The organism is Sphaerotilus sp., assembly GCF_031429695.1.
Lineage (GTDB): Bacteria > Pseudomonadota > Gammaproteobacteria > Burkholderiales > Burkholderiaceae_C > Sphaerotilus.
In genome coordinates this window covers 52,853-79,638 of the sequence record NZ_JANPAB010000009.1, presented here as the reverse complement: position 1 = coordinate 79,638, position 26,786 = coordinate 52,853, and the positions used below count along the sequence as shown (strand labels likewise).

Below are 26,786 nucleotides of genomic sequence, written 5' to 3'. Positions count from 1 at the left end.
AACGGATTCAGGCCGGCGCGATACCCTGCTCCGCCGCGAGGCGCTGCGCCCGTGCAGGCCAGTCGGCTGCGTCCATCCCGACCGGCAGCACGATCTGCCCAGGCAAGGCCATCCACAACTGCAGCAGCGGCAGCAGCACGAACGCCCGGTCGGTCATGCGTGGATGCGGCAGGGTGAGCCGCGCGGTGTGGCACCGCAGGTCACCGTGGAGCAGCAGATCCAGATCCAGGGTGCGCGGCGCATTGGGATAGGGACGCTCGCGGCCATGGGCGTTCTCGATGGCCTGCAGGGCGTCCAGCAGCGCCTCTGGCGACAAGCGGGTGCGCAAGCAGGCCACGGCGTTGAGGTAGTCCGGGCCGCTGGCGTCCACCGGGCGGCTGCGCCAGCGGCCCGATGCGGCGACCCATTGCGTTTCGGGCAGCGCAGCCAGTGCGGCGCAGGCCGCATCCAGCGTCACCGCCGCGTGACCGAGGTTGGCGCCCAGCCCGATGCAGGCCAGCAGCGCCGGTGCGTCAGCCCGCGGCGTCATCCGCCGCAGGGGGTGCCGAGCGGTCGCCGGCCGGCTTGCGGCGGCGGCGGCGCTTGCGGGCGGCGGGCGCCGGGACGCCGGCCGTAGCGCCATCGCCATCGCCTTCACCGACCGCCCGAGTGCGGACGGTCGGAGTGCCCCCCGCTGCACGGCGGGCCAGGTCCTGCACACGGGCTTCGTCGAGCAGGTCTTCGCGCTCAGCCTCGTTCGCGGTGGAGAAATCTTCCCACCAGCGCGCCAGATCGGCATCGGCCTCGCCCGCATCGGCCCGCAGGCGCAGGAAATCGAAACCTGCCCGGAAGCGCGCCTGCTCGGCCAGCGACAGCGCCGACGAGGGCGTGCGCCGCTCGAAACGAGGCTGCATCAACCAGATCTCGCGCATGTCGGCCGCGAGCTTGCCGCGACCGGAGATGTCGCCGATGCGGGCGTCGAACACGGCGTCGGTGGCCGTCTGCATCGCGGCGGTCGGCCCTTCGCCCTTGGCGCGCAGTTGTTCTGTCCGGCGCAGCACGTCGTGCCACAGCATGCAGGCCAGCATGAAGCTCGGCGCCACCGGTTTGCCCTCGCCGACACGGCGGTCCGTATCGGCCAGCGCACGCTGGATGAACTGCTCGCGGCCATCATGCTGGTGCGCGTCGTCGAGCACGGCATCCAGGATCGGGAAAATGCCCTTGTGCAGGCCCTGCTTGCGCAACTCTTCCAGGCTCGCCAGCGAATGCCCGGTCTGCAGCAGCTTGATCATCTCGTCGAACAGCCGGCTTGCCGGCACGTTGGCGAGCAGGTCGGCGCAGGCGCGGATGGGTTTGCGCGTGCCGGGCTCGATCTCGAAGCCGAGCTTGGCCGCGAAGCGCACCACGCGGATGATGCGCACCGGGTCTTCGCGGTAGCGCGTCACCGGGTCGCCGATCATCCTGAGCAGGCGCTTCTTGGCATCGACAAGGCCGTGGTGGTAATCGACCACGATCTGGCGGCGCGGGTCGTAGTAGAGCGCGTTGACGGTGAAGTCGCGGCGCGCGGCGTCCTCGTCCTGCGGCCCCCAGACGTTGTCGCGCAAGACGCGGCCGCTGGCGTCCACGACGTGGCTCTTGCCGGCGAGTTCGGATTTCGAGGTCTTCTCGTTGCCCGCCACCTGCTCGGCAGCCGAGGCGTCGAGGTAGGCACGGAAGGTGGACACCTCGACCACCTCGTGCTCGCGGCCACGGCCATGCACGACGTGAACGATGCGGAAGCGCCGGCCGATGATGAAGGCGCGCCGGAACAGCGATTTCACCTGCTCGGGTGTGGCGCTGGTCGCGACGTCGAAGTCCTTGGGCCGGTGGCCGAGCAGCAGGTCGCGCACGGCACCGCCGACGACGTAGGCTTCGTAGCCGGCGTCCTGCAGCGTCGTGACCACCTTGATGGCGCGGTCGTCCAGCAACGCCGGGTTGATGCCGTGTTCGGACACGGGCACCTCCACCCGCACGCCGATCACCGGCCCGACCGGCACGCCGGCCTCGGGTTCGGTGCCAGCGGGCGTCTGCGGGCCGGGGGTCGTCTTGCTGGCCGATTTGCCGAGCAACTTGTCGATGAATTTCTTGATCATGGGAAGAGCCGCAGGATGCGCCAGCCGCGTTCGCGGGCAGTGGCTTCGAGCGCAGGGCTCGGGTTGGTCGCCACCGGTTCGGTGGCCAATTCCAGCAGCGGCAGGTCGTTGGGCGAGTCGCTGTAGACGCTGATGCCAGAGAAGTCGCTCAGGCGGTGGCCCAGACCGGCGAGCCAGTCGTGGACCCGGCCGACCTTGCCTTCGCGGAAGGTGGGCGTGCCGCGGATGGTACCCGCCCAGCGCCCGTCGGGATCACGGTCGAGCTGGACGGCCAGCAGGTGATCGACGCCGAACTCGGCGGCGATCGGGGTGGTGACGAATTCGTTGGTCGCCGTGACGATGGCCACCAGGTCACCGCGCTGCTGGTGGAAGCGCACCAGTTCCAGCGCCTGCGGCTGCACGTTCGGGCGCAGCACCTCGGCCATGAAACGCTGGTGCACGGCGGTCGATTCGGCCAGCGAGCGGTCGCGCCAGGCCGCGGTGGTGAAGGCGATGTAGGCCGGCAGGTCGAGCGTGCCGGCCTGGTAGTTGGCGTAGAAAGCGTCGTTGCGCTGGCGGAAGGTGTCGCCGTCGGCCCAGCCGATCGAGACCATGAACTCGCCAAAGGCATGGTCGGAGTCGATGGGGATCAGTGTGCCGTCGAGGTCGAACAGGCAGAGGTGGCGGTCGTTCTGAGGCATCAGGAAGGGGTCAAGGGCGTCGAAAGAGTCGTCTCGGTCTCAGAGGGTGTGCAGGTCCGGCTCGGCCAGCATCTGGCGCAGCAGCGGCAGCGTCACCGGCCGCTTGGCCGCCAGTGCGTAGCGGTCGAGCTGGCCCAGCAGCTCCATCAGGTGGGTCAGGTCGCGCTCGCTGTGGCTGAGCAGGCAGGCCAGCACCTCGTCGCTCAAGGGGATGCCACGCCGCTGTGCATCGCGGTGCAGCAGTGCGCAGACCTGCTCGTCGGTGGGTGGCACCAGCCGGTACACCAGCCCCCACGCCAGCCGCGTGCGCAGGTCGTCGCGCACCGGTAGATCCACCGGCGGCAGCCGCCCGCCCGCGATGATCGGCACACCCGCGATCGTCGCCTCGATGAACATGCGGAAGGCTTCGTGCTGGCGCTCGGCGTCGTAGCGGTCGCAGTCGTCGAGCAGCAGCAGGCGCGCGTCCTCGTCGTACTCCCAGGGCGTGGGCGAGGTCAGGTCGAATTTCATGGTGCGCAAGCCGAACGACTGCGCCTGGCTGACCGCAGCGTGCAGCAGGTGCGTCTTGCCGCTGCCGGGCGGACCCCACAGGTACAGCGGCATCGACGGACTCGGCGACAGCAGCGCCATCAGCACCTGCTCCCACTGCGCGTTGCCGCCCGGCAGGAAGGTATCGAAGCGCAGCATCGGCTCCGGCCCGAAGGCGAGCGGTACCTGCCGCATCAGCGGTGGTGTCCGGTCACGAGGCATTCCGCGAGACATTCGAGAGGTTCATCCTTGGTACAGCCGACTGGCCACATAGCCCGTGCGCAAGCGCCGCAGCGCCACCAGCACCAGCGCACCCGCCGGCAGCGCCAGCAGCACGCCGACAAATCCGAACAGATGCCCGAAGGCCAGCAGCACGAAGATCACCGCCAGCGGGTGCAGACCGATGCGTTCGCCGACCAGCCGCGGCGTGAGGAAAAAGCTCTCGATCACCTGGCCTGCACCGTACACCACCGCCACAACCCCCACCCCGTACAGATTGGCGTATTGCAACACACCCGCCAGCAGAGCCAGCACCGCACCGATGCCGAAGCCCAGGTAGGGAACGAAGATCGCCAGCCCCGTGAAGATGCCCACGGGCAACGCCAGATCGAAGCGCCCCAGCGCCAGCGCCACCGTGTAGTAGGCCGCCAGGATCAGCATCACCATCAACTGGCCGCGCAGGTACTGTCCGAGCACGGCATCGCACTCCTGCGCGAAGTCGAGCACCGCCTCCAGATAACGCGGCGGCACCATGCGGCACAGGCGGCGCTGCAGGTCGTGCCAGTCGAGCAGCAGGTAGAACGTCACCACCGGCACCAGCACCGCGTTGCCGATGATGGCCAGCAGGAAACTGCCGCCGATGCGCGCAGAGCTGAGCAGCGCGGACAGCCAGCCGTCGCCATTGGCGTCGAGATACTTGACGACAAACGCCTTGATGCTCTCCGTGTCGAGCTTGACCGCGAAGCCGTGCTGGGTGAGCCAGGGTGCCACATGGTCGTTGAGCCGCACCGCCAGCACGGGGATCTGGTCGCGCAGCACCGGCAGCTCGCGCGAAATGATCGGCACGATCAGCAGCGCCACTCCCAGCAAGGCCGCGATCGCCCCCAGTTCGACCAGCACCGCCGCCAGCGCCCGTGGCAGGCGGCGCGACAGCCGATCGACCGCGGGCTGCAGCACATAGGCCAGCACCGCGGCCGTCAGGAAGGGCGTCAGCACCGGCGCCAGCAGGCGCACCAGCAACACCGACACCAGCGCCAGGGCCAGCCAGGCGAGCATCAGCCGTTGGGTCAGGGACAGTTTCATGCGGTTCACTCGCCTTCCGGTTGATCCAGCACCATGCGCGTGCGGTCAAGCGCACGGCGCAGCGCCACGTCCAGGGGCTCCAGGACGACCTGCCGCTGCTGGACCTGCAGCAAGCGCAGCAGATCGCCGTCCTCGCGGTGCAGCACGGCCAGATTGCGCAGCATGCGGGCGAGGATCTCGCGCCCGGACGCTGGCTGCAGGTAATCGCCCAGCAGCTCGCCCAGGCCCATGCCGGATTCCAGGTCGAAGCGCATCTCGTGGCTGAGGTAGGGCTCCAGCCGCTCCTCCAGTTCAGCACGCGTCAGCGAACGGCCATCGACCGGGTCGATCACTGCCTCGCCCAGCGGCAGGTGCAACTTGATGAGGAAATGGCCCGGGAAGGACACACCATCCGCCTGCAGCCCGAGCTGCCCCGCGAGTTCGAGGTAGAGCACGGCCAGCGCAATCGGCAACCCGCGCCGGCGCTGCAGCACGGCGTGCAGGTGGCTGTTGTCCGGGTCGCGCAGGTCATTCACGTTGCCACCGAAGCCGAGGTCGCGGTAGAAAAACTGGTGCAACGCACGCACCCGCTGCAACGCACCGGCATCGGCCGGCAGGCGTTGGCGCAGGCGCTGGGCCAGTTCGTCCAGCTCGGTCTGCAGGGCCGAGAGGTCCAGCGCCGGGTGCTCGGCCAGTGCAATCGCGCCCGCGGCTTCGGTGAGCGACAGGCTGTCATCATCGCTGACGAGGGCAGCGAAATAGTCCAACGGGGATGGTGAAGGGCACTCCATGGTGGAAAGTGTATCGGTCGTGCCTCAGCGCCGTGCAAATTGCCGCAAGTTCACCCCGGCGAGCAGCAGCACCCCGAAATACACCACCGCCGCAGCCGCCAGCACACCGGCCAGGATCGCGACCCGCAGCCCGGCATGCGCCTGCATCCCGACCCAGTCGATCGAACGCGCCGCCCAGGCCAGGCCACTCGCCATCACGGCGCAACCCGCCGCCACCCGCAGGCCGAATCCGAGCCAACCAGGCGACGGCCGGTAGCTGCCCCGCTGGCGCAGACCGATCAGCAGCCAGGTCGCATTGACCAGCGCCGCCAGTCCGATCGACAGCGCCAGCCCCGCATGGCCCAGCAGCGGCACAAAGACCACGTTCATCACCTGCGTCAGCACCAGCACGGTGATGGCGATGCGCACCGGCGTGCGGATGTCCTGCTTGGCATAGAAGCCCGGCGCCAGCACCTTGATCGCCACCAGCCCCATCAGGCCGGCGCCGTAGCCCATCAGCGCCACCACGGTCTGGCGCACATCCTCGGCCGTGAAGGCGCCGTAGTGGTACAGCACGGCCACCAGCGGCTGCGGAAACACCAGCAGCGCCAGCGCGCACGGCAGTGCCAGCAACACCACCAGCCGCAGGCCCCAGTCGAGCAGGGCGGAATACTGTTCGGTATCACCCTTGGCTTGTGCCGCCGAGAGCTGGGGCAGCAGCACCACGCCCATCGCCACGCCCAGCAACGCGGTCGGGAACTCCATCAACCGGTCGGCATACGTCAGCCACGACACCGAACCCGCCGCCAGGTGCGACGCGATCTGCGTGTTCACCAGCAGCGACAACTGCGCGACCGACACGCCGAGCAGGGCTGGCGCCATCTGCTTCAGGATGCGGTGCACGCCCTCGTGCGCCCAAGCGTGCCGGAAGGCCGCGACCGTGAACCCCAGGTGCGGCATCACGCCCACGCTGCGCAGTGCGGGCAACTGCACACCCAGCTGTAGCATCCCGCCGAGCATCACGCCCACCGCCAGCGCGTACACCGGTGGAATGCCCCAGCGCGTGAACTGCGGCGCCAGCAGCCAGGCCGCAGCGATCACGCTCAGGTTGAGCAGCACAGGCGTGACAGCCGGCACCGCGTAGCGCTTCCACGAATTCAGGATGCCCGCCGACAGCGCCACCAGCGACATGCAGCCGATGTAGGGAAACATCAGGCGCGTCATCACCGTGGCCGAGTCCTGCGCCTCGGCCGGCAGCCCCGACGCCATCAGCCACACCAGCAGCGGCGAGCCGACCACGCCCGCCACGCACACTCCCACCAGCGACCACATCAGCACCGTGGCCACCGCGTCGATCAGGGTCTGGGTGGCAGCGTCGCCATGGGTCGTGCGCGACGCGGCGAGGATGGGCACAAACGCCTGCGAAAACGCACCCTCGGCGAACAGCCGGCGCAGCAGGTTCGGAATGCGGAAGGCGACCTGGAACGCATCGGTGGCGCTGCTCGCCCCGAAGGCCGCCGCGATGAGCTGCTCGCGGACCAATCCGGTGATCCGGGACGCCAGCGTGAGCGCAGACACGACAGAGGCAGATCGAAGCAGGCTCATGGGCAGGGGGTTCTCGGTCGCAAAGCCTGCGATTATCCATGCTATAGTGCTAGGCTTTCCTCCACCCGGAACACGAGACACATTTATGGCCACCGCTTCCAAAGCCAAGAAAAAGACCGTCCGCATTGCCTCCGGCCGCAAGCGCGTCCGCCAGGACGTCAAGCTGAACGCCGCGAACACATCGCTGCGCTCGAAGTTCCGCACCGCCGTCAAGGGCGTGCTGAAGGCTGTTGCCAGTGGCGACAAGTCCAAGGCCGGTGACACGTTCAAGTCCGCCCAGGCCGTGATCGACTCGATCGCCGACAAGGGCATCTTCCACAAGAACAAGGCCGCCCGCATCAAGAGCCGCCTGTCTGCCAAGGTCAAGGCCCTGGCGGTTGCTGCCGCTGCCTGAAGACTGATCCGGGTGGATCAATCGCAAAGGCCCGCTCTGCGGGCCTTTTGCATTGGTCAACCCCGCGTGATCAGCTCCCGTGCTTGTCCGCCTCGCTGGTGAACGCGTCGGCGTAGAACTCCTCTTCCGGCAGCGCGCATTGCACCACCAGATCCCGCTGGGCTGAAGCCACCATCACCGGCGCCCCGCAGGCATAGACCTGGTACCCGGACAGATCCGGCAGATCCGCCATCACCGCCCGGTGCACGAACCCCGTGCGCCCCTGCCAGCCCTCTCCCGCCTCCGACAGCACCGGTTCGTAGCGCAACCACGGCAGCGTACGCGCCATCTCCAGCGCCCAGTCGTGCAGGTAGAGATCGGCCTCGCTGCGGCAACCCCAGTACAGCACCGCCTCGCGCACCATGCCGCGTGCCTGCATGTGCTCGATCAGCGCCTTGATCGGTGCAAAGCCCGTGCCGGAGGCCAGCAGCACCACCGGCTTCGTGCTGTCCTCGCGCAGGAAGAAACTGCCGAACGGCCCCTCCACGCGCAGGATCTCCCGCTCCTTCATCGCGCCGAACACGTGGTCGGTGAAGCGCCCGCCGGGCATGTGGCGGATGTGGAGTTCCATTTGCCCCTGCGCTGTCTCGGGCGCGCTGGCCATCGAGTAGCTGCGCCGGGCACCATCGCGCAGGATGAATTCGATGTACTGCCCGGCGTGGTACTGGAACACCTGGTTGCCCGGCAACTGCAGCGTCAGCACCACCACGTCCGGCGCACGGCGCTCGATGGTCGTGACCCGCACCGGCATCTTCAGGATCGGGAACTGTCCCACCGAGGTCACCTGCCGCGACTCGACCACGCAATCCGTCTGCGGCGTGGCGCAGCAGGTGAGGACCAGGCCCGCCGCTTCTTCCGCTTCGCTGAGCGCCTTGAGCTGGTGGGCGCCGTGGATCACGCGCCCTTCCAGCAACCGGCTCTTGCACGATCCGCAGGCCCCATCCTTGCAGCCGTAGGGCAGGCCGACGCCCTGGCGGATGGCCGCCGGCAGCATCGCCTCGTCGCGCGCCACCTCGAAGCTGCGGCCCGCGGGCTGCACTGTCACCGTGAAAGTCATTGCTCGTATCCTCTGGGCCGTCCTGGCGCTGTTGCTGGCGATGTCGCCGCGGGCGAGATTGTGCCGCACCGATCCGAAAGAAATGACCCATGCCCAACCCTGCCCGCCTGTGCGCCGCCCGTGCCGCAGCCCTGAAGCCCCTGCGCCGCATGCGCCGCCCACGCCTGCTGATCGTTGGCTGTGGGGATATCGGCCAGCGGACCGCGCGTGCGCTTGGCGATCGCTGGACCGTGCGCGCGCTGACGTCGCAGCCGCAACGCGCTGCCTCGCTGCGCCTGCAAGGCATCACGCCGCTGGTTGGCAATCTGGACACACCCGATGCATTGCACCGCCTGGGCGCACTGGCTCCGCGCATCCTGCACCTGGCCCCCCCTCCCGGCAACGGTGACACGGACCCACGCACCCGCCATCTGCTGCAGGCACTCGGGCGGCACCACGCCTGCAAACGCCTCGTCTACGGCAGCACCACTGGTGTCTATGGCGACACGGGCGGGGCACGATTCGATGAGACCCGTCCGGTGGCACCCGTCAATGCCCGTGCGCTGCGTCGCGTCGCCGCCGAATCGGAGATCCGCCGGTGGTCCATCGAACAGGGTGTGACGGCATCGATCCTGCGCATTCCCGGCATCTACGCAGGCAACCGGCCCGGCGGCCATCCCCGCGAGCGGCTGGCCCGTGGCACCCCAGTGCTGCGCGCGGAGGACGATGTCTACACCAACCACATCCACGCCGACGATCTGGCACGCCTGTGCGTGGCGGCGCTGCTGCGCGGACGGCCGCAGCGCATCTGGCACGCCTGCGACGACACCGAACTGAAGATGGGGGATTACTTCGACCTGGCAGCACGGCTTTGCGGATTGCCCGTGCCGCGGCGCATCTCGCGCGAGGAAGCCCGCATGCAGCTCAGCCCGATGCTGCTGAGCTTCATGAGCGAATCGCGCCGACTCGACAACCGGCGCATGAAGCGGGAACTGCGAATTGCGCTGCGTTACCCGGACGTCACCACTGGCCTGCTGGCCTGAAGCAGCGGCACCGGGCGGTCAAGGGTCAGCGGCGGCGCTGCCTGGGCGGAAACGGCGGCAAACCACGCCAGAAGCGCAGCGTCAACCAGCCGCCCAGCATGCCGCCGAGGTGCGCGAAGTGGGCAACTCCTCCTCCGCCAGCCAAACCGAACAGCAACTCCATCCCGCCGAACACCAGCACGAAAACCTTGGCCTTCATCGGGATAGGAGGGAACAGCGGCATGATCGTGCGGTCCGGGAACATCATCCCGAAGGCCATCAGCAGGCCGTAGAGTGCCCCCGACGCACCCAGCGTAGGGCCTCCGCCGGTGAACCCCAGACTGACCACAAGCAATTGCACCACCCCACCGGCCAGCGCACTGGCGGCCAGGAACTGCAGGTAGCGCTGGCGACCCCAGACAGATTCCAGCTCGGCGCCGAACATCCACAGGCCCAGCATGTTGAAGAACAGGTGGCCGATGCTGCCGTGCAGGAAGGCATAGGTGATCAGCTGCCAAGGCATGAACGGGCCGCTGCCCACCGGCCACAAGGCGAACCACAGCTCGACCCAGTACCCCGCCAGCATCTGCAGGCAGTACATCGCCGTGCAGATCAGCATCAAGGCCTTGGTGACGGGTGGGATCTGGGGCATGGGGAAACTCTCTGACAGAGGGAGAGAGAAGTGTCTGCAGTGTCTTCAGCGGTTGAAGCACTGGTGCCGGAGGCCGGACTCGAACCGGCACGCCTGTTGAGGGCGGCGGATTTTGAATCCGCTGCGTCTACCGATTTCGCCACTCCGGCAGGTGGGTGTCGCGCTGCGTACGGCGCGAAGCCGCGATTATGGCATGGGTGAACGCCGCGTCGACAGTCGGCAGCACGCGGGCCGCCATGCTGCCAAAATGTGCCACATCGGTCCTGTGCCACCCCCGGAGACACCCCTCATGCCCGCTTACCAGACCATCGAAGACGTGATCGGCCGCACGCCGCTCGTGCGCCTGCAGCGCCTGCCCGGCTCCGACGCCGCCGAGCGCGGCAACGTCCTCCTGGCCAAGCTCGAAGGCAATAACCCGGCCGGTTCGGTGAAGGACCGCCCCGCCATCAGCATGATTCGGCGTGCCGAGGAGCGTGGCGAGATCCAGCCTGGCGACACCCTGATCGAAGCCACCTCGGGCAACACCGGCATTGCGCTGGCCATGGCGGCAGCGGTGCGCGGCTACCGCATGGTGCTGATCATGCCGGAGGATCTCTCGATCGAACGCGCCCAGACCATGAAGGCCTTCGGCGCTGAACTCGTGCTCACCCCCAAGGCGGGCGGCATGGAATACGCCCGCGACCTCGCCGAGCAGATGGCACGCGACGGCAAGGGCCGCGTGCTCGACCAATTCGCCAACCCGGACAACCCGCGCGTCCACTACGAGACCACCGGCCCCGAACTCTGGCAGGACACCGACGGCCAGATCACCCACTTCGTCAGCGCCATGGGCACCACCGGCACCATCACCGGCACCTCGCGCTACCTGAAAGAGATGAATCCTGCGGTGCGCATCATCGGGGCGCAGCCGTCCGAGGGCTCGCGCATTCCGGGCATCCGCAAATGGCCAGAAGCCTATCTGCCAAAGATTTACGAGCCACGCCGTGTGGATGAACTGGTGCTGGTCAGCCAAGCCGATGCCGAGGACATGGCCCGCCGCATGGCCCGTGAGGAAGGTCTGTTCGCTGGCATTTCGGCCGCAGGCGCCTGCTGGGCTGCATTGCAGCTCTCGCAGCAGGTGCGCGACGCCACCATCGTCTTCATCGTTTGCGACCGGGGCGACCGCTACCTGTCAACCGGCGTCTTTCCAGCCTGATCTTCATTGGTGCATGCACCATATGCAGACTCACGCATATGGTGCATTTGCCTGCGACAAACCGCTGCATGGCGTGTGCGGTCGTGACTATTTGCACCCCCTGTGCCGTGATTTTTTCACTTCAAGCCGCAGCAAGTCACTGATCTTCCTGGCATCACCCTTGCGTCTTGCCGGCACTCAAAATAGCGGGGCGTGCGCCAATGAATGAACTGATCAACCTCGTCTGGGTGGGCATCTGCACCGCCCTCGTGTTCTTCATGCAGGCCGGCTTCGCGCTGGTCGAGGGCGGCCTCTCGCGCGCCAAGAACTCGATCAACGTGATCATGAAGATCTACCTCGGCACCTGCTTCATCGGGGTGAGCTTCTGGGTGATCGGCTACGGTCTGGCCTTTGGCCCCTCCATCGAAGGCCTGATTGGCGGCGGCAGCTTCGCGCCACAGAAACTCGGCGCCACCGACGCGGTTGGTCTGCTCTACCAGATGATGTTCGCCACGACCGCAGTGACCATCGTCTCCGGCGCGGTGGCCGAGCGCATGCGCTACGGGGCCTACCTGACCTTTGCAGCGCTGATGGCGCTGGTGATCTACCCGGTCTACGCCCACTGGGCCTGGAACCCGGGCGGCTGGCTCAAGACCATGGGCTTCGTCGATCTGGCGGGTGACGGTGCGGTGCACTCGGTGGGTGCCTGGTGTTCACTGGCGGGTCTGCTGGCCCTCGGACCGCGCCTGGGCCGCTTCGGCAAGAACGGCGAGGTGCGCGACATCCCCGGCCACAACCTGCCGATGGTGGCACTCGGCGGCTTCATCCTGTGGCTGGGCTGGTTCGGCTTCAACGGTGGCTCGATCGCGGGCGTGGAAAGCGGCCAGCTCGGCACCGTGCTGCTCAACACCTACCTCGGCGGCTGTGCCGGTGGCATCGGCGCGCTGGCCTTCATGCATTTCACGGGTCGCCCGATCCTGATGAGTGCTTCGGTCAATGGCAGCCTGTGCGGACTGGTCGCACTGACGGCCGGCGCCGCCACGCTGAACCCCGTCACCGCCATCGTCACTGGCCTGATCGCAGGCGCACTGTGCACCTGGGGTGCGGAAGCCCTGCGCAAGCGCCGCATCGACGACACGGTGGATGCCATCGCAGTGCACGGCCTCGGCGGCACCTGGGGCCTGATCGCCGCGGGCCTGTTCTTCGAGGGCGACCTGTTCAACGGCAGCCGCGTGATGGTGCAGGTGCTCGGCGCGGTCGCGGCTTTCGCCTGGGCGTTCCCGATGGCCTACGTCTGCTTCAAGCTGGTGGACAAGCTGATCGGCCTGCGTGCCCCCACGCTCAACGAGCAGCGCGGCCTCGACTACACCGAGCACCACGAGATCGGCTACCCCGAGTTCCAGAACTCGCCGGGCCAGCTGCACAAGGAAGCCTGACCCGATGGCCACCCAAGCCCTGTCCCTGCGGCGCCGCGCCGCCTACGCCGTGCTGTCGCCGCTGCTGGAAGAAGACGCCCTGCTGGATGCCCTGCGGATGCAGCACCTGTCGATGCGGGGTGATTCGGTATCGGACATCATCGGCTACATCGACCAGGTGGCCGCACGCCACAACATCGACGCCGCCAGCCGCAAGAAGCTCTACGAAGCCTACTTCAAGGCCCTGAAGCAGCCCGAGGGCGAGCTGCCGATGGACCCCTGGCCGCTGATGCAGATCGGCACACCCGCTGCGCCAGCGCCGGCACCTGTCGCGCCGGCACCCGTGTCTGCCGCGGCCCTGGAGCCCGTGGCCGCGGCGATGCAGGCCGCAGCGCCAACATTGCCGGCGGCGCCTGCCGGACCGCCCGCCACGCCAGACCGGGCGGTCTGCGGGGAACTGCTGCGCAGCGCAATGGCCGAGGTGCAGCGTTTTCACAGCACGTCAATGACAGACCTGCGCAGCAGCGCGCTGCAGCAGATCGACCAGGGTGGCCTATCGCAACCGGTGCGCAAGCAGGCGCGTGAAGCCTGGGGCCAGCCGATGCAGGCGACCTGGGTGATCGACGGCACGCCCGCGGAACTCTCGCAACTGGTGCATCAGTTCTATGTGGCGCTGTGCGAGGCGCTGGGGCCGGTCGACGCCGATCAGGTGCTGACCCGCGCTGTGCGCGCGGCGGAGCAGATTCCCGCGGCCCGCCAGTTTTCTCCTCGAAAACTGATCTGAGCCATGGGCCCTGGCGCCTGGCGCGTCAGCCCATGCGCGCGAGGATCTCCGCAGCTTCGGCCGCGTGGCGACCCGATCCCTCACGCATCACCGCCTGCAGCAGCGTCCTTGCCGCGTCCATGCGGCCGAGTTCGAGGCTGGCGCGGGCAATGTCAAGCTTGATCGCCGCCTGCTCCGCCAGACGGGACACGTCCACATCATCGTCAGGTGCCGCCTCATTGCGCACCAACTGGGTGGCCACCTGCGAGGTTTCCACCGAACGGGCCATCTCGGCCGCAGCGTTCGAGATGTCGAACACCCGTGGGCCGCCCGTGCGCGTGGCACTCAGCGTATTGGTGAAATCCTGCGGCGCAGCATCCGGCTGGAACCCGGCACGCCGACGGCGCCACAGGATCACACCACCGGCCACACCACCCAACCCCAGCAGCCAGGGCAGGATCCGCGACGCCGATCCCCCTGCACCACCAACGGCCGCACTGGCAGAGTCGGAAGCACCGACAACCGGCGACGACGCGACAGGCTCGACCGCCGAGGCTGGTTTCTCTACCGGTGGCGGCGGTGGTGGTGATGGAGGCACCGACGCCGGCACGGCAGGCACAGGAGCAATCACCGGTGCAGAAGCTGGCGGGGGAGGTGCCGGTGGAACTGGAGCCGATGGGGAAGGCGTTACAGCGGTAACCGCACGCGGCGTCAGCGGCGCCAGCACCGTGCCGCCACGCATGGCCTTCAGATGGTCCGCCACCAGCGCGACGGCGCCGGCGCGGTCCTCGGCCAGCACGTCGTCCCGGCCGGGCAGTGTCAGCGGCACACCCTTGCGCAGGCGGTGGATGTTGCCCTTGACGAAGGCCTCCGGATTGCGGCGCAGCACCGCCACCATGTACTGCTGGCGGGTGGCACCCAGCGCAGGAGCCTGCTGACCGGCGATGTCCCAGAGATTGTCCTGCTCCACCGTCGTGCGCTGCGCAGGCAGGGGCGCGCCCGCGACTGCCGCCGCGGTCTGGGCAAGGACCGGCCCGGCCGACAAGGCCAGCGCAAGGGTGAGGAGATGACGCTTCAGGGGAGGTGGGAACATGTGCGTTTTCACACCATCAAGGTGTCCATCAGGTCGATCATGAATTCGGTGTCTTCCTGGTCCTGCCTGTCCCAGCCACTCAGACCCAGCGCCTGCAAGGTGGCACGACCGTCCGAGCCTGGCTCGGCCATGCCCAGGACCAGCGTCTGCAGCGACTCGCGCAGCTCGGCACAGCGCGGCCCGACCAGCAGCACGTGGTGCACCAGACTGATCTGGCTGGTCATCACCGGGCGCAGCTGCCGACGGATCGGGGCGCTCAGGTCATCGAACGCCTCCTTGAGGAAGAAGCCGCAATCGGCCTTGCCCTGGAGCAAGGCTCGGGCGAGCACGATGTAGGTCGAGACCTGCTGCGTCCGGGTGTTGTCGCGGTTCAGGTCGGCCGACTCCAGCAGAATCATGCCGATCAGGTTGACGTCCGGATCACGGGTCACGGCCAGCCGCAGGCCGGGCAGCAGATCCTCGACCGACTGCACGGGCGAGTCGACCGGCACGGCGATCACCACCTCGTCCGGCTTGTCGCGCGGCGCTGCAATGGCCACGAACCCCTTCTCGCGCACCAGCATCGCGGCGTCGTAGGGATTGGCGTAGATCAGGTCCACCTTGTCGGCGGCAATCGCCTGGCGCTGGGCAGAGAAGTCCTCGTACAGCTCCAGGTGGATGCGCACACCGAGCTTGCGCTGCAGCCAGGTATTGAAGACATACCAGCCGGCGATGTGCTCGGGCGAGAAGTCGGGGCTGACGGTCAGTTCCAAGGTCACTTCAGCTCCTCGGCGCGCATCCGTGCGTACAGCGCGGCACATTCGTTGACCTTGGCGCGCGAAGGCTTGCGGCGCACGGAGGTGTAGCCCACGACACGGCCCTTGCGCACATTGGGGATCGCTGTCGCGAAGACCCAGTAGTGGGCGCCATCCTTGCGCAGGTTCTTCACATAACCCTGCCACTTGGCGCCACGGCCGACCGTGTCCCACAGATCGCGGAACGCCGCCGCCGGCATGTCCGGGTGGCGCAGGATGCAGTGGTTCTCGCCGATCAGCTCATCACGCTCGTAGCCCGACAGGTCCACGAAGGCCTGGTTGGCGTGCGTGATGATGCCGGTGGAATCGGTGCGCGAAACAATCAGCATGCCGTCCGGATACGGTACTTCCTCGTCGATCACCAGCACACGCCGGGTGCGTCCGTCGTGGTAGCCCAGTGTCAGCTCGCGGTGCGGGGCCGTGGGGACCAGATCCACCTCTTTCATGTCGGTCATCATCGATTTCCCTCGATCTCGACAGACCGATCAGATGACCTTGCTGATGGCGTCCGCCGCACGCTTGACGTCGAGAAAGATCAGGCCCAGGCGCGAATTCGGTTTGCACAGCGCCGTCAGCACCGAATCCCTGCCGGCATAGGTCATCAGCACATAGCCCTTGGCGCCCTTGACCAGCACCTGCTCCAGCTCGCCACGGGCAAGTTCACGCGAGGTGCGGTCACCCAGCGACAGCATGGCGGCGCTCATCGCACCCACACGGTCCTCGTCCATGCCAGCAGGCAGCATGGAAGCCATCATCAGACCGTCCGTGGACAGCACGGCGGAGGCTTCGATGTCGGCGGTGGATCCGTTGAGTTCGCTCAGGATCGAGTTCAGCAGCTCTTCACGCATGGGGCAGTTCCTTCGAGAGAAAAAGGGGAGATCGGGGGAGGGAAATCAGAAGGTCAGAAGGCCGTGTTGCCGTAGCGCACACCCAGGGTCCACACCAACGTGGTGAAGGCTTCCTGGTTGAAGCGCGGCATGCCGTTGACGATCAGGATGAAGTAGTCGTCGCCGAAGTACAGCGGCCAGAACCCCACCTCGCAATAGCCGGAGGCGTTCACCATGCCCCAGCCGTCGCTGCGCAGGCGCATGTTGCCGTGGAGCAAACGGGAGTGGCGCTCGTGGACACTGGCCAGGTCACCACCGAGTGCGGCGAGTTCCTCGGCCGTCTCGTGCGCAAAGCCGGCGGTGCCCAGGTACAGGCCGCGCTTGTCGGCCAGGATCGCCTTGCCCTCGTCGGACAACTGCGACAGCAACGGCGGCAGCATCGCCTCGATCGAATCGGGCGGCACCTCCACGTGCATCGGCAACCCCTGCACGAAGCCGGAGGACTGCAGGCGGTAGATGAACTCCAGCGCGTCCTGCTGGCTCATCGACATCCAGTCCTGCACGAGGTCGGCGGTCAGGCGCGGTGTCTCCGATTCGCGCAGCAGCCGCTGCAGGAACAAGCGCGCCGGGTCACGGGTGGGCCGGCTGGCGGCGTAGTAGGCACCCGCCGGCGTCGGGTGGAGGAAGAACTCGCCGGTGAGCGTGTAGTGGTCCATGGAGGGCGCGGTATTCCCGGGTCAGAGGGTCGGATCGATCTGGAGCAACAGCGCCTCGATCAGCGTCGAGACATCGGTACGCTGGCGGGCATCCACCTCGAAGACGGGCGCGGACACGTCCAGCTCGGCCAGCTGGCGCACGTACTCGTCGATGGTGGGCGTCGGGCGGGCATCCATCTGGGTCACGCCGATCACGAGCCGGGTACCGTCGATGAATTCCTTGAACGCCTTGATGTAGAAGCGCATGTCCTCGAACGGCGTCGGGCGCGTGTTGTCGAGCAGCAGCACCAGACCGATGCCGCCCTTGGTCAGGATGTCCCACATGAAGTCGAAGCGTTCCTGGCCGGGCGTGCCGTACAGGTGAACCTTCTCCTTCGGGCCCAGACGGATCATTCCGTAGTCCATGGCCACGGTGGTGGCGGACTTGCGCTTCTGGGTCATGTCCGACGCGTGTTCGTCGGTGCGGATCGGCTCGATGTCGCTGATCGAAGCGATGGCCGTGGTCTTGCCTGCACCGACGGGGCCGGTGAAGATGATTTTGTGATCGGTGTGGGCCATGTTGCTTATTTGTTCAGCCAACCGAACAAGCGGGTCAGCAGACCGCGGTTGTTCTTGGTCTTGCGCTGTGCCCTGCGGACCTGCGCGCCATCCTCCGTGACCAGGTCCAGCGCCAATGCCGCGTTGTAGAACGCGAACACATGCCGCTGGGCGATCTTGAGCGTCTGGGCGGTCTCCAGCAGCCCGGCGCCCTTGGTGGTCCAGAGTGCCGCGATGCGCAGCGCGTGCGGTGTGCGGTGCAGCCGGGTCAGGTTCGGCCACTGCTTGAGGTAGACCGGTACCACCGGATCGACGCCAACCGGCAGCCGGCCCGCCGAGGTTTCCAGCGCGGTCTGCCACAGCACATGGTCGAGCCGCTGCACGAGCGCCTTCTGCTCCAGCGTGCCCTGCAGATCGGCAAACTCCTGACGGCTGAACGCACGCGTCTTGGGCCGTTTGTCGAGCGGTTTGTTCATCAGGCCGGCCAGTTGGTCGGCGGTGAATTCGCAATAGATCAGGTTGGTGGTGCCGTCGACGGTGATGCGGCCGACCGCGCTGTCCAAGTGCGTCGGCACCTGCCACTTGCAGCTCACCAGGTACGCATCCTTGAGGACACCGACCAGGTGCTGGGCCGGGTCGTAGCGGATACTGCCATCGGCCAGTTGCGCCGCGTCTGCCACATCGGTGCGCGTACCGCAGTAGCGGGCCTCGTCCACCAGTTCCTCGGGCCGGGGACGGCGGTGGCCGTGGGCGTCATGGGCCGGTGGAGCCACCGCGGCGGGTGCTGGCGCTGGCGCTGGAGGCAAGGGCACCGAGGCGGCCGGCATTGGCGTTGGCGCTGGCGCTGGAGCCGGTTTGACCACGGGCGCCAGGGCGGGCGGCGGGGCAGCCTTGACCACGGGTTTCACGGAGACAGCCGCAGCGGGGGTGGGCGCAGCGGGGGTAAGCGCAGGGGCTGGATCGGGCGCAACCACGGGGAGGGCAACTGCGGGTGCAGGCACAGCAGCCAAGACAGTCGGCGCGGGCACTGGCACGGGTGCAGGCGCCGGTGCGTCCTTGCCAAAGAAGCGCCGAATCAGCCCACCCAGCCCCCCGCTGGATGCAGGCGCAGTTACGGGGGCGCGGATCGGCACAGGCGCCGGACGCGCCGCAGCAGGTCGGACGACCGCTACAGGAACTGATGCAGATGCCGGCGAAGGTGCGGGACTTTCCGTCCAGGTGGACGGCTCCGCGATGGCTGGGACATGCGCGGTGGCAGGCGCAGGCACGGGCGGCGCCTGCACGACCACCGGTGCAGCGACGGGAGCAGACGCCACCGGACTGCTCCAGCGCCGCGTGCGCAGCTCGGCCGCGGCAGCCAGCAAGGCGGCGGGCGTCACGGGCTTCTGCACCCAGATCGCCGAGGCGACCTCCTGCGACTGGGTCGACAGCGCAATGCCCGGACCACCCCGGCGGCCATGCCAGGCTGCCCAGTGCTGGCGGGATTCAAGCGTGTCGAAATCGAAGATGGCCACGTCGGCCGTGTCTTCAGTCGAGGGCGCGAAGCTGCTGCGCCCTGTGCTCGAAAAGAAGAAATCCAGCACCGCCTGGGTGCGTGGAGGTAGAGAAAGAAGGACTACCTTCAATCGGGTTTGCAGCTTGGTGGCTTCCACTGACTACAGGCTCAAGGTCATAGATCGATCGGCTGGGATGTCTGCATGGAACGTCCGGAGACGTTTCAAGACCAACCCGAAGGCAGCGCGCCGTGGCGTGCCACGAGCTTGTCGGCCATTTCGGCCTTGCCTGCGTCATCCCGGCTGTGCTGGTAGATGGCCAGCAACTCGCGGTTAACCTCCTCATTGTCAGGCTCTTCCAGCAGCGCGGCCTCAAGCATGCCACGGGCGCCCGCCAGATCTCCATATTCCAGTAACGACATGGCCTGCTGGAACGGCGTCTCCTGCGCAACCTCCCGGCGTTGCAATCCAACCATGTTCAGCGAACCGAGCACCGCGGTGTCGAGCATCGACCAGCGCTGCGTCGGCAACTGCGCGCCACGGGGCAGGCGGATGTCAAGGTGTGTACGCAGAAAGTGCGCGTCGTCGGGATCGAGCCAGGGCGCCGCCTGTTCCAACAATTGCCGACGCAGGCCCCGGCCGTTATCGCCGAGCGCCAGGAACAGGTCGACCAGCGCCCCGAAGGCCCGGTCCGTCAGCGGCGGGCGACTGGCCAGCAGCACCCGGCGCGCGTGGGCCTCGATGTCGAGCGGATCGCGCGCGATCTGCGTCGAGAAATGGCGCCAGGCGTCCTGCACATCCGTGCTCGACGGGCAGTCCAGACGCCCTGCGCGGGCGAACACGAACATGGGGTCCGATCCCCCGGTCACCGACTGAACACCGCTCATTGCATTGCACCCGCCGTCTTGTGTTTGACGAGATGGCCCTCGACCACCGCGCCCTTCTCGATCTCGATCGCGCCGTAGTGGACGTCCCCGTCCACCTGGGCGCTGATGCGCAGATCCACCAATCCGCTGGCGTAGACCGTGCCCAGCACCCGACCGAACACGATCAGGTGCGACACCCGCACATCGCCCGCGACACTGCCCCCATCTCCGATCACCAGCGTCCCCGGAATGGCGGGCGAAACGATCACGTCCCCCTCGACATGTCCGTCTATGCGCAACCCGCCCGCGAAGGTCAAGTCGCCCGTCACGGTGGTGCCGGAGCCCACCAGACAGTCGATGCGTTCCTGCACGGGGTCGCCCCGCTGTTTCGTCCGACCGAATCGCATGGCGCTGTGCCCCCATCGTGGCTGCTGCTGAGCGTTGTGTGACCTGTTCATATCGGCAACTTCATCCAGGACTGCAGAGTTTGGAACCAAGGGTGCCCCCAGAGCACCACCGGGCGCAATGGGACGGAATGCGGATGCCGTTGCCTGCGGCCGATGGTAGCCATGGGCGGTCGGCCCAACCCGCCCATCACACCCTGCTGCCCCACGAACCGGGGAAACTCCACGGCGAAAAAATGCGACCAACCCATACCACAGGCGGTTGCAAGATCATCCGGACCCGCATTGCCGATTTTTTCAAATATGCATCAAATCCCACATACAGCCGTGATTTGAACATGCGGCGTCCGCGAATCTACCGCTGACTGGCTCACTTATTGAGCCTGATCGTCACTTTTGCTACGCCTTGACACGAATTGGTACCATCAAGACCCCTTCATGGAACGAACCGGTACTTGTGGCAGTACCACGCGGACCCAGGCGACCCCAGGCCCAGCCGGTAAGATCGCGTCCCTTTCGGCCGCTGGATCTACACCATGACCACCGACACCCTCGCCCCCATTCCTGCACCCTCCTCCACCGTCGCCACCCCGTCGTCGCCGGGCAAGAAGGTCTACATCCGCACCTTCGGTTGCCAGATGAACGAGTACGACTCGGACAAGATGTCCGACGTCATGCACGCCGCCGAGGGCTACACGCCCACCAATGACCCTGAGGAAGCCGACCTGATCCTCTTCAACACCTGCTCGGTGCGCGAGAAGGCACAGGAGAAGGTGTTCAGCGACCTCGGCCGCGTGCGCCACCTGAAGGCCAAGGGCGTGATGATCGGCGTGGGCGGCTGCGTGGCGAGCCAGGAAGGGGCCGCCATCATCGAGCGCGCACCCTATGTGGACGTGGTGTTCGGCCCGCAGACGCTGCACCGCCTGCCGCAACTGCTGGAGCGCCGCAAGACGCTGGGTCGCCAGCAGGTGGACATCAGCTTCCCCGAGATCGAGAAGTTCGACCACCTGCCCCCGGCGCGGGTGGATGGCGCCTCGGCGTTTGTCTCGATCATGGAAGGCTGCAGCAAATACTGCTCGTACTGCGTCGTGCCCTACACGCGCGGCGAGGAATTCAGCCGGCCGTTCGAGGAGGTGCTGACCGAGGTGGCCGGGCTCGCCGACCAGGGCGTCAAGGAAGTGACGCTGCTCGGCCAGAACGTCAACGCCTACCGCGGCAAGATGGGCGGCACGGCCGAGATCGCCGACTTCGCGATGCTGATCGAGTACGTCGCCGAGATCCCCGGCCTCCAGCGCATCCGCTACACCACCAGCCACCCGAACGAGTTCACGCAGCGCCTGGTCGATGTCTACGCCAAGGTGCCGCAGCTCGTGAACCACCTGCACCTGCCCGTGCAGCACGGCAGCGACCGCATCCTGTCCGGCATGAAGCGCGGCTACACGACGCTGGAGTACAAGAGCACGATCCGCAAGATCCGCGCGGTGCGGCCGGACATCAGCATCTCCACCGACTTCATCGTCGGCTTCCCCGGCGAGACCGACGACGACCACGCCCGCACGATGAAGCTGATCGAGGACATCGGCTTCGATTCGAGCTTCAGCTTCATCTTCAGCCCGCGCCCCGGCACGCCCGCCGCCGCCCTGCACGACGACACGCCAGCCGACGTGAAGCTCAAGCGTCTGCAGCACCTGCAAGCCACGATCGAAGAGAACGTGCGCCGCATCAGCGCCAGCCGGGTCGGCACCGTGCAGCGCATCCTCGTCGAAGGCCCGAGCCGCAAGGACGCAATGGAGCTGATGGGGCGGACCGAATGCAACCGCATCGTCAACTTCCCCGGCGGACCGAACCCGGCGCGGCTGGTCGGGCAGATGCTCGACGTGGCGATCGTGAGCGCGATGCCGCACTCGCTGCGGGGCGAAGTGGTCGTGCGCTGACGCAGCAAGCGCGCGGCGCGGGTCAGTTCGCGCCGCTGCGCCAGGTCAGACCGAACGCCGTGGACCGCGAAGCAGCGGCGCGTCCATCGGTGGCCAGATGCCACTGCCAGGCCCCGTGGGCGAAGCCGATGTCGACACGGCGCTCGTGCAGGTATCCGTCCAGCGACACGACGACACCGCCGAACGGCTGCTGCCACCCCACGACCGGCAAGGCCCCCCAGCCGGGCAGCCAAGCCGCCCCCGCATGGAACCGCCCAAGCGACGGCGCGCGCCAGGCAAGGTCCACCGTGGTGACCGGTGCGAGCGTGCGGCGGTAGAGTGGCTGGCGATTGTGCCCCTCGACCAGCGGGCGGTAGACCACGAAACCGTCGGCATCGACCGTCTGCAGGTCGGTGGACAGCGCGGAGTTCTGCTGCGGCAGACCGCGCCAGCGCAACTGTCCCGCATCCCGCCAGCGCAGGCTGGCCTGCCAGCGATCCGCTTCCCAGCGCACGCCCCCGTGCAGCAGCACCGCCAGCCCCCGACCGGCCATCGGCTGCTGGAACGGGAACGCCAGCCGGCTGTCGGCCTCGTGCGAGGACAGGTCGGCGCTGTAGGTCTGCGCAGGGGCGCTGTAGGCCGCCTGACCGTGCACGCTGCGGGACGTCAGGCGCTGGAGCGACAGCGCCTGCACGGCCAGATCCACCTGCCAGCCATGCCCCAGATCCACCTGCCGCCCCGCCTCCAGGCCGATGCCCGAGAACCCGAGGTAGTCGAGATCGACCCGCCAGCGCCGATCCCCCGCCGGATCGGCGGACGATGCGGCCAGGCGCGCGAGGTCGAGCGCGCCTTCACTGGCCACGGCCACCGCCCGCTGGCGGGCCAGCAGGGTCCAGGTGAACTGCGCCGCGTCGGTGCGCGACAGCCGTACTTCGTCGAGCAGATAGCCGAGCTGGCGCCCGGGCCGCACCGACAGTTGCTCCCAGGCGGCGGCGTCGCCGAGATAGCGCAGCGGCAGCGCATCGAGGTGTCGGTCCGACTGCACCGACACCGTCCAGCCTCCCGCCGGCACCGGCACCTGCGCCTGTGCGCAGGCCACCGCCACGGCGAATACGGCACCTGCAGCCGCCGCCCTGGTGGCGGCCGCCCCGAAGCGGCGGCCCATCGGACTCAGAGCCCCATGTCGAGCGACAGGAAGGACTGGTCGGAGAAGGTCAGCATCTTCGTGCTGGCATCGATCGTGCCGATGACAGTCGAATTGCGCTTCAGGGTGGCGGTGGTGGGCGAGCCGGTCCAGGACATCGACAGCTGGTTGGTCGCCTCGTTCAGCGCGAACTGGCGTGTGCCATCGGCGGCGCGGGTGGACGAGCCGGAGATGACCATGCGCGGCGTGCCGGCGACCAGCGTGCGGTACTGGAAGTTGACCGATGCCGCGTCGCTCTCGTGGCTCTTCATGGTCGTGCCGATGGTGAACTCCAGCGTCGGCCGACTCGGGGCGGTGACGGTGCCGACGAAGGTCAGCCCTCCGGTGAGGTAGTTGGTCGTGCTGTCGTCCAGGCGTTCATCGTAGTTGGCCACGCCGGTGAGCGTGGCCGTCAGCGTGCCTTTCAGGAACTCGGTCACCGTGCCGCTGGCGACTGTGCGCAGCGCGCCGCTGAGCGTGCCGCGGGTGGGCCGGTAGTCGGTGCCGGGCTTGGTCAGCACGACGTCGCCGAGCTTGAGCACGCCCTCGAACTCGGCGGTCGGCGTGGTCCAGGCCAGGTCCAGATCGACCAGCGTGCCGACCGGCTTGTTGTCCAGCCGGGCAGTGGACATCGCGATCTTGCCGCTCTTGAGCGTGAGCGTGCCGGTCTCGGTGGTCGCGTCGGCGTAGGCCTTCAGCGTGCCGGTGATCGAGGACGTCTCGCTGGTGCTGGACGCGGTCACGCCATCGGCTGCCGTGGCCTTGGTGCCGGTGACCGCGATGGTGTGGTGGTGGTTGAACAGCGTAGTGGCGCCCTTGCGGAAGGCCCCCGGCAGGTCGCCATTGATCGCAAACCCCTGGATACTGCCCTGCGGCGCGTCCAGCGTGACCGTCACCTTGCCGGCGGACGCTTCGGACTGCAGGGCTTCGTTGGCGTCGGTCGTGCAGAGACCACCGGCGGTCGGGCAACTCGTCACGCGCTTGCGTGCCCGGCTCGTGTACGAGAAGGAGCCGTCCGCCTGGGGCAGGATCGTGAAGCCGTGGCGCCACTCGGTGGTGACCGTCGCGGTCGGCGTGGTGGTGCGCGTGACGTGGTACGCCGCCTTGCAGCCGATCGACGCCACGGCGGCGGCGGTGGTCGCCAGCGTCGTGTTGCTGGTGTCGGTGTAGAGGCCGCAGTTGGCAGTGGTGTAGGTGGAGAAGTTGCCCGCCCCGTTGTTCGAGGTCATGTCCTCGCCGCGCCCCCGGCTGTTCAGGGTGGTGCGACCCGACTTGAAGTCGTTGTAGAGGTCGATGCCCAGCACCATCGTGCCCGCGTCCTTGGCCAGCACGTCCACCGGCACCTGGATGTCGGTCATCGCGGTACGGAACTTGTAGGCCTCGACGTTGGCCGCGCCCGAGGCCAGCGCGCTGGCGCCGCCTTGGCTGAACAGCGTGGTCCAGTCGCTCTTGAGTTCCGTGAACAGCAGGCGGGCCGCGGCGATGGCGGTGGCCACCGGATCGGCGGTGGGGGTCGTGCCGGTCGCGGCGGGCGTGCAGGCGGTCGCCGCACAGCCGAGGTTGGTGACGATGCTGGCCAGCGCCGTGCTCGGCAGCGAACCACTGAGCTTGTTGTCGGTCAGCACCGCCGTCAGCGCCGTGCTCAGCGCCGAGGAGACATCGCCGGACGAGGACGCGCCGCTGCTCGACAGCTTCAGTGACGAGGCGCTGGCGGACGCGGCCAGCTTCCCGACGACGCAGGTGGTCTTGTCGCCGCCGTCACCGGTCGTGCAGCCCAGTTGGTCGCTGGCCGCCATTTTCGAGACCGCCGCCAGCATCACGACCAGCTTCTTCTCGTCGTCGGTGGAGGCCGTGCCGGCGCTCCTGGCGGTGACCGTGGTCGGGTCGAAGCCGAGCAACTGGGTCACGGTCGACACCGCCTGCGCGGCGTTGGCCGCCGTCACGCCGCCGGTGGCGCGTTCGGCGGCCGACACGGCCATCTCGCTGAACGGGGTGATGCTGGCGCTGGCCGTGGCCGTGCCGGTCTGGGTCGGCGTGAAGAGCGTGCGCATGGCAAATCCGACCGGCAGCGGCTGGGCGGTGCCGGTCACCTCGTCGAGGTGGGTGGTCGAGCCATCGGCCTTGGCCGAGACGCGGATCACGTAGGGCTGGGCCGCCGTGCCGTTGAAGCTCAGGCTGTAGTGGCCGGAGGTGTCGGTGGTGGCCGAGGCCAGCACGCTCGCGGTATCGACGCCGCCATCGGCCCGCACCGGGTGGACCTTCACGTCGGCATTGGCCATCAGGCCTTTGGAAGCAACGCCGTCCAGGGAGATGCTGCTGGTGGTGGTGGCCGGCGTGACGGCATCACTGCCCCCGCCGCCACAGGCGGTCAGACAAGCCGCGGCAACGAACGTCAGCGGCAGCACCAGGCGGTGCAAGGAATGGCTGTTTTTCAAGGGAACTCCCGGAGGTTGGGATGGGACGGAACAACCTCCGACCATATCGACGCTCCCGGGATGCGATCCGGCCAACTGGCCTGGATAAGCGGCCAGATCGTTTCATGGCGAGAATCGGCGGCATGACGACCGAACGCCTCCCCAACGACCTGACCCTTCTGGAGCGCGGCTGGCTGTCCGCCAACAACCTCGTGCTGCACGGCGCCCCGAGCGAAGGCGCCACCGTCATCGACACCGGCCACAGCGTCCACGCCGCGCAGACCGTGGCGCTGGTGGCGCAGGCGCTGGACAGCGAGCCGCTCGTGCGCATCGTCAACACCCATCTGCACTCCGACCACTGCGGCGGCAACGCCGCGCTGCAGGCGGCCCACGGCGCTTCGGTCTGGATCGCACCGGGGCACGCCGACGCGGTGACCGACTGGGATCTGGACGTGCTGAGCTACCGCGCCACCGGGCAGCGCTGCGACCGCTTCCGGCATGACGCGGTGCTGCGGCCGGGCGAGGTGCTGCGTGTGGGCGACCGGTCCTGGGACGTGCTGGCAGCGCCCGGCCACGACCCGGATTCGCTGATGCTGTTCGACGCGCAGGCGGGGGTGCTGGTCTCGGCCGACGCGCTCTGGCACAACGGCTTCGGCGTGGTGTTTCCGGAACTGGATGGCATCGACGCATTCGACCAGGTGGCCGAAGTGCTTGACCTGATCGAGCGGCTCGATGCGCGCACCGTCATCCCCGGCCACGGTCCGGCCTTCACCGATGTCGGCCCGGCCTTGAAGCGCGCCCGGCAACGGCTGTCGAAATTTGTTGCCAATCCCGCGCAGCACGCCCGACATGCCGCCAAGGTTCTGTTGAAATACCACGTGATGGAAGAGCGTCAACAAGCTCTCGAAGACCTGCTGATCTGGGCCGAAGGCACCTCGCTGGTGGTCGGCACCCTGGGAAGGGCCGGATTCCGCGACGCACCCCGCGCCAGTTGCCAGACCTTGCTGGCCGAACTGGTCGCCGTGGGCGCCCTGCGGGTCCAGGAGCAGGTGGTCCACGATGTCTAGGGAGTTTCC

At 67.8% G+C, this 26,786-nt stretch carries 27 protein-coding genes and 1 tRNA gene; 7 read left to right on the top strand and 21 right to left on the bottom strand.

All coding sequences use genetic code 11. The annotated features are described in order from the left end of the window. Positions 1–7: 7 nt before the first annotated feature. Genes folK through murJ form a run of 7 tightly spaced genes read right to left on the bottom strand, consistent with a single transcriptional unit; the run spans position 8 to position 6,975 of the window. Positions 8–529: a 2-amino-4-hydroxy-6-hydroxymethyldihydropteridine diphosphokinase gene (gene folK, locus RMP06_RS01795; RefSeq protein ID WP_310460065.1), complete on the bottom strand. Its 522-nt coding sequence runs from the start codon at positions 527–529 to the stop codon at positions 8–10. Next, on the bottom strand, positions 513–2,111 hold the full coding sequence (gene pcnB / locus RMP06_RS01790; RefSeq protein ID WP_310460064.1) for a polynucleotide adenylyltransferase PcnB: 1,599 nt from the start codon (positions 2,109–2,111) through the stop codon (positions 513–515). Before pcnB ends, folK begins: the two co-directional genes overlap by 17 nt. Continuing rightward, positions 2,108–2,791: an HAD family hydrolase gene (locus RMP06_RS01785; RefSeq protein ID WP_310460063.1), complete on the bottom strand. Its 684-nt coding sequence runs from the start codon at positions 2,789–2,791 to the stop codon at positions 2,108–2,110. Before RMP06_RS01785 ends, pcnB begins: the two co-directional genes overlap by 4 nt. A gap of 39 nt (positions 2,792–2,830) precedes the next feature. Continuing rightward, positions 2,831–3,514 (bottom strand): DnaA regulatory inactivator Hda, encoded by a 684-nt coding sequence (gene hda / locus RMP06_RS01780; protein WP_310460062.1) that lies wholly within the window; start codon positions 3,512–3,514, stop codon positions 2,831–2,833. Positions 3,515–3,562: 48 nt separating this feature from the next. After that, positions 3,563–4,621, bottom strand: a complete 1,059-nt coding sequence (locus tag RMP06_RS01775; protein WP_310460061.1) for an AI-2E family transporter — start codon at positions 4,619–4,621, stop codon at positions 3,563–3,565. Between the two features lie 5 nt (positions 4,622–4,626). Beyond that, entirely contained in the window at positions 4,627–5,367 is a 741-nt protein-coding gene (locus RMP06_RS01770) for a SirB1 family protein (RefSeq protein WP_310460060.1), read from the bottom strand. 48 nt (positions 5,368–5,415) lie between these two features. After that, the gene (gene murJ / locus RMP06_RS01765) at positions 5,416–6,975 is read right to left on the bottom strand and encodes a murein biosynthesis integral membrane protein MurJ (protein WP_310460059.1); all 1,560 of its coding nucleotides are present in this window, start codon (positions 6,973–6,975) and stop codon (positions 5,416–5,418) included. Positions 6,976–7,060: 85 nt separating this feature from the next. Between murJ and rpsT the strand changes: the two genes are divergently transcribed. Further along, on the top strand, positions 7,061–7,369 hold the full coding sequence (rpsT, locus tag RMP06_RS01760) for a 30S ribosomal protein S20 (RefSeq protein ID WP_310460058.1): 309 nt from the start codon (positions 7,061–7,063) through the stop codon (positions 7,367–7,369). 70 nt (positions 7,370–7,439) lie between these two features. Here rpsT and RMP06_RS01755 read toward each other — a convergent pair whose 3' ends face one another. Further along, positions 7,440–8,465, bottom strand: coding sequence for a CDP-6-deoxy-delta-3,4-glucoseen reductase (locus RMP06_RS01755; RefSeq protein WP_310460057.1), 1,026 nt, complete (start codon positions 8,463–8,465; stop codon positions 7,440–7,442). Positions 8,466–8,554: 89 nt separating this feature from the next. Here RMP06_RS01755 and RMP06_RS01750 point away from each other — a divergent pair, with 89 nt between their 5' ends. After that, positions 8,555–9,487: an SDR family oxidoreductase gene (locus RMP06_RS01750; RefSeq protein WP_310460056.1), complete on the top strand. Its 933-nt coding sequence runs from the start codon at positions 8,555–8,557 to the stop codon at positions 9,485–9,487. 25 nt (positions 9,488–9,512) lie between these two features. Here RMP06_RS01750 and RMP06_RS01745 read toward each other — a convergent pair whose 3' ends face one another. Then, complete coding sequence (locus RMP06_RS01745) at positions 9,513–10,118, bottom strand: rhomboid family intramembrane serine protease (RefSeq protein WP_310460055.1); 606 nt, start codon at positions 10,116–10,118, stop codon at positions 9,513–9,515. Between the two features lie 61 nt (positions 10,119–10,179). After that, a tRNA-Leu gene (locus RMP06_RS01740) sits at positions 10,180–10,267 on the bottom strand. Positions 10,268–10,407: 140 nt separating this feature from the next. On the opposite strand from RMP06_RS01740, the gene cysM reads away from it, so the two are divergent. The 3 genes from cysM to RMP06_RS01725 all read left to right on the top strand — a co-directional run bounded on the left by cysM (position 10,408) and on the right by RMP06_RS01725 (position 13,491). After that, positions 10,408–11,313 carry a cysteine synthase CysM gene (gene cysM, locus RMP06_RS01735; RefSeq protein WP_310460054.1) on the top strand — a complete coding sequence of 302 codons (906 nt, stop codon included), beginning with the start codon at positions 10,408–10,410 and terminating at the stop codon, positions 11,311–11,313. A 200-nt stretch (positions 11,314–11,513) separates the two neighbouring features. After that, the gene (locus tag RMP06_RS01730) at positions 11,514–12,728 is read left to right on the top strand and encodes an ammonium transporter (RefSeq protein WP_310460053.1); all 1,215 of its coding nucleotides are present in this window, start codon (positions 11,514–11,516) and stop codon (positions 12,726–12,728) included. A gap of 4 nt (positions 12,729–12,732) precedes the next feature. After that, positions 12,733–13,491, top strand: coding sequence for a hypothetical protein (locus tag RMP06_RS01725; protein WP_310460052.1), 759 nt, complete (start codon positions 12,733–12,735; stop codon positions 13,489–13,491). Between the two features lie 25 nt (positions 13,492–13,516). On the opposite strand, the gene RMP06_RS01720 is transcribed toward RMP06_RS01725, so the two are convergent. The 9 genes from RMP06_RS01720 to RMP06_RS01680 form a co-directional block, all read right to left on the bottom strand. After that, positions 13,517–14,563, bottom strand: a complete 1,047-nt coding sequence (locus RMP06_RS01720) for a FimV/HubP family polar landmark protein (RefSeq protein WP_310460051.1) — start codon at positions 14,561–14,563, stop codon at positions 13,517–13,519. Positions 14,564–14,571: 8 nt separating this feature from the next. Next, positions 14,572–15,321, bottom strand: coding sequence for a phosphate/phosphite/phosphonate ABC transporter substrate-binding protein (locus RMP06_RS01715; RefSeq protein ID WP_310460050.1), 750 nt, complete (start codon positions 15,319–15,321; stop codon positions 14,572–14,574). Then, positions 15,318–15,812, bottom strand: coding sequence for a PAS domain-containing protein (locus tag RMP06_RS01710; RefSeq protein WP_310460049.1), 495 nt, complete (start codon positions 15,810–15,812; stop codon positions 15,318–15,320). Before RMP06_RS01710 ends, RMP06_RS01715 begins: the two co-directional genes overlap by 4 nt. 30 nt (positions 15,813–15,842) lie before the next feature. Beyond that, positions 15,843–16,205, bottom strand: a complete 363-nt coding sequence (locus RMP06_RS01705) for a roadblock/LC7 domain-containing protein (RefSeq protein WP_310460048.1) — start codon at positions 16,203–16,205, stop codon at positions 15,843–15,845. Between the two features lie 53 nt (positions 16,206–16,258). After that, complete coding sequence (locus RMP06_RS01700; protein ID WP_310460047.1) at positions 16,259–16,900, bottom strand: hypothetical protein; 642 nt, start codon at positions 16,898–16,900, stop codon at positions 16,259–16,261. Between the two features lie 21 nt (positions 16,901–16,921). Beyond that, entirely contained in the window at positions 16,922–17,458 is a 537-nt protein-coding gene (locus RMP06_RS01695) for a GTP-binding protein (RefSeq protein ID WP_310460046.1), read from the bottom strand. Positions 17,459–17,463: 5 nt separating this feature from the next. Next, complete coding sequence (locus RMP06_RS01690; RefSeq protein WP_310460045.1) at positions 17,464–19,062, bottom strand: hypothetical protein; 1,599 nt, start codon at positions 19,060–19,062, stop codon at positions 17,464–17,466. Positions 19,063–19,154: 92 nt separating this feature from the next. Beyond that, positions 19,155–19,778 (bottom strand): hypothetical protein, encoded by a 624-nt coding sequence (locus RMP06_RS01685; protein ID WP_310460044.1) that lies wholly within the window; start codon positions 19,776–19,778, stop codon positions 19,155–19,157. Between the two features lie 35 nt (positions 19,779–19,813). Further along, a complete protein-coding gene (locus RMP06_RS01680) occupies positions 19,814–20,203 on the bottom strand; it encodes a bactofilin family protein (protein ID WP_310460043.1) in 390 nt (129 codons plus the stop codon). A gap of 533 nt (positions 20,204–20,736) precedes the next feature. Between RMP06_RS01680 and miaB the strand changes: the two genes are divergently transcribed. Then, positions 20,737–22,134: a tRNA (N6-isopentenyl adenosine(37)-C2)-methylthiotransferase MiaB gene (gene miaB, locus RMP06_RS01675; RefSeq protein ID WP_310460042.1), complete on the top strand. Its 1,398-nt coding sequence runs from the start codon at positions 20,737–20,739 to the stop codon at positions 22,132–22,134. Positions 22,135–22,156: 22 nt separating this feature from the next. Here the strand turns inward: miaB and RMP06_RS01670 are convergent, their stop codons facing one another. Together RMP06_RS01670 and RMP06_RS01665 are read right to left on the bottom strand one after the other, a co-directional pair. Then, complete coding sequence (locus tag RMP06_RS01670; RefSeq protein ID WP_310460041.1) at positions 22,157–23,278, bottom strand: hypothetical protein; 1,122 nt, start codon at positions 23,276–23,278, stop codon at positions 22,157–22,159. Positions 23,279–23,283: 5 nt separating this feature from the next. Beyond that, positions 23,284–25,731, bottom strand: a complete 2,448-nt coding sequence (locus RMP06_RS01665; RefSeq protein WP_310460040.1) for a hypothetical protein — start codon at positions 25,729–25,731, stop codon at positions 23,284–23,286. 122 nt (positions 25,732–25,853) lie between these two features. Here RMP06_RS01665 and RMP06_RS01660 point away from each other — a divergent pair, with 122 nt between their 5' ends. Beyond that, positions 25,854–26,777, top strand: a complete 924-nt coding sequence (locus tag RMP06_RS01660; protein ID WP_310460039.1) for an MBL fold metallo-hydrolase — start codon at positions 25,854–25,856, stop codon at positions 26,775–26,777. The last annotated feature ends 9 nt before the right edge of the window (positions 26,778–26,786 follow it).

What these genes read in the sequence shown, in the direction of transcription:
- RMP06_RS01670 (WP_310460041.1), bottom strand. Translation starts at nt 23,278, where the DNA reads ATGGGCCGCCGCTTCGGGGCGGCCGCCACCAGGGCGGCGGCTGCAGGT.
- cysM (WP_310460054.1), top strand. Translation starts at nt 10,408, where the DNA reads ATGCCCGCTTACCAGACCATCGAAGACGTGATCGGCCGCACGCCGCTC.
- RMP06_RS01685 (WP_310460044.1), bottom strand. Translation starts at nt 19,778, where the DNA reads ATGTTCGTGTTCGCCCGCGCAGGGCGTCTGGACTGCCCGTCGAGCACG.
- miaB (WP_310460042.1), top strand. Translation starts at nt 20,737, where the DNA reads ATGACCACCGACACCCTCGCCCCCATTCCTGCACCCTCCTCCACCGTC.
- folK (WP_310460065.1), bottom strand. Translation starts at nt 529, where the DNA reads ATGACGCCGCGGGCTGACGCACCGGCGCTGCTGGCCTGCATCGGGCTG.
- RMP06_RS01710 (WP_310460049.1), bottom strand. Translation starts at nt 15,812, where the DNA reads ATGACCGACATGAAAGAGGTGGATCTGGTCCCCACGGCCCCGCACCGC.
- RMP06_RS01730 (WP_310460053.1), top strand. Translation starts at nt 11,514, where the DNA reads ATGAATGAACTGATCAACCTCGTCTGGGTGGGCATCTGCACCGCCCTC.
- RMP06_RS01785 (WP_310460063.1), bottom strand. Translation starts at nt 2,791, where the DNA reads ATGCCTCAGAACGACCGCCACCTCTGCCTGTTCGACCTCGACGGCACA.
- RMP06_RS01725 (WP_310460052.1), top strand. Translation starts at nt 12,733, where the DNA reads ATGGCCACCCAAGCCCTGTCCCTGCGGCGCCGCGCCGCCTACGCCGTG.
- RMP06_RS01720 (WP_310460051.1), bottom strand. Translation starts at nt 14,563, where the DNA reads ATGTTCCCACCTCCCCTGAAGCGTCATCTCCTCACCCTTGCGCTGGCC.
- RMP06_RS01660 (WP_310460039.1), top strand. Translation starts at nt 25,854, where the DNA reads ATGACGACCGAACGCCTCCCCAACGACCTGACCCTTCTGGAGCGCGGC.
- RMP06_RS01750 (WP_310460056.1), top strand. Translation starts at nt 8,555, where the DNA reads ATGCCCAACCCTGCCCGCCTGTGCGCCGCCCGTGCCGCAGCCCTGAAG.
- RMP06_RS01680 (WP_310460043.1), bottom strand. Translation starts at nt 20,203, where the DNA reads ATGCGATTCGGTCGGACGAAACAGCGGGGCGACCCCGTGCAGGAACGC.
- RMP06_RS01695 (WP_310460046.1), bottom strand. Translation starts at nt 17,458, where the DNA reads ATGGCCCACACCGATCACAAAATCATCTTCACCGGCCCCGTCGGTGCA.
- hda (WP_310460062.1), bottom strand. Translation starts at nt 3,514, where the DNA reads ATGCGGCAGGTACCGCTCGCCTTCGGGCCGGAGCCGATGCTGCGCTTC.
- pcnB (WP_310460064.1), bottom strand. Translation starts at nt 2,111, where the DNA reads ATGATCAAGAAATTCATCGACAAGTTGCTCGGCAAATCGGCCAGCAAG.
- murJ (WP_310460059.1), bottom strand. Translation starts at nt 6,975, where the DNA reads ATGAGCCTGCTTCGATCTGCCTCTGTCGTGTCTGCGCTCACGCTGGCG.
- RMP06_RS01745 (WP_310460055.1), bottom strand. Translation starts at nt 10,118, where the DNA reads ATGCCCCAGATCCCACCCGTCACCAAGGCCTTGATGCTGATCTGCACG.
- RMP06_RS01775 (WP_310460061.1), bottom strand. Translation starts at nt 4,621, where the DNA reads ATGAAACTGTCCCTGACCCAACGGCTGATGCTCGCCTGGCTGGCCCTG.
- RMP06_RS01700 (WP_310460047.1), bottom strand. Translation starts at nt 16,900, where the DNA reads ATGGACCACTACACGCTCACCGGCGAGTTCTTCCTCCACCCGACGCCG.
- rpsT (WP_310460058.1), top strand. Translation starts at nt 7,061, where the DNA reads ATGGCCACCGCTTCCAAAGCCAAGAAAAAGACCGTCCGCATTGCCTCC.
- RMP06_RS01755 (WP_310460057.1), bottom strand. Translation starts at nt 8,465, where the DNA reads ATGACTTTCACGGTGACAGTGCAGCCCGCGGGCCGCAGCTTCGAGGTG.
- RMP06_RS01705 (WP_310460048.1), bottom strand. Translation starts at nt 16,205, where the DNA reads ATGCGTGAAGAGCTGCTGAACTCGATCCTGAGCGAACTCAACGGATCC.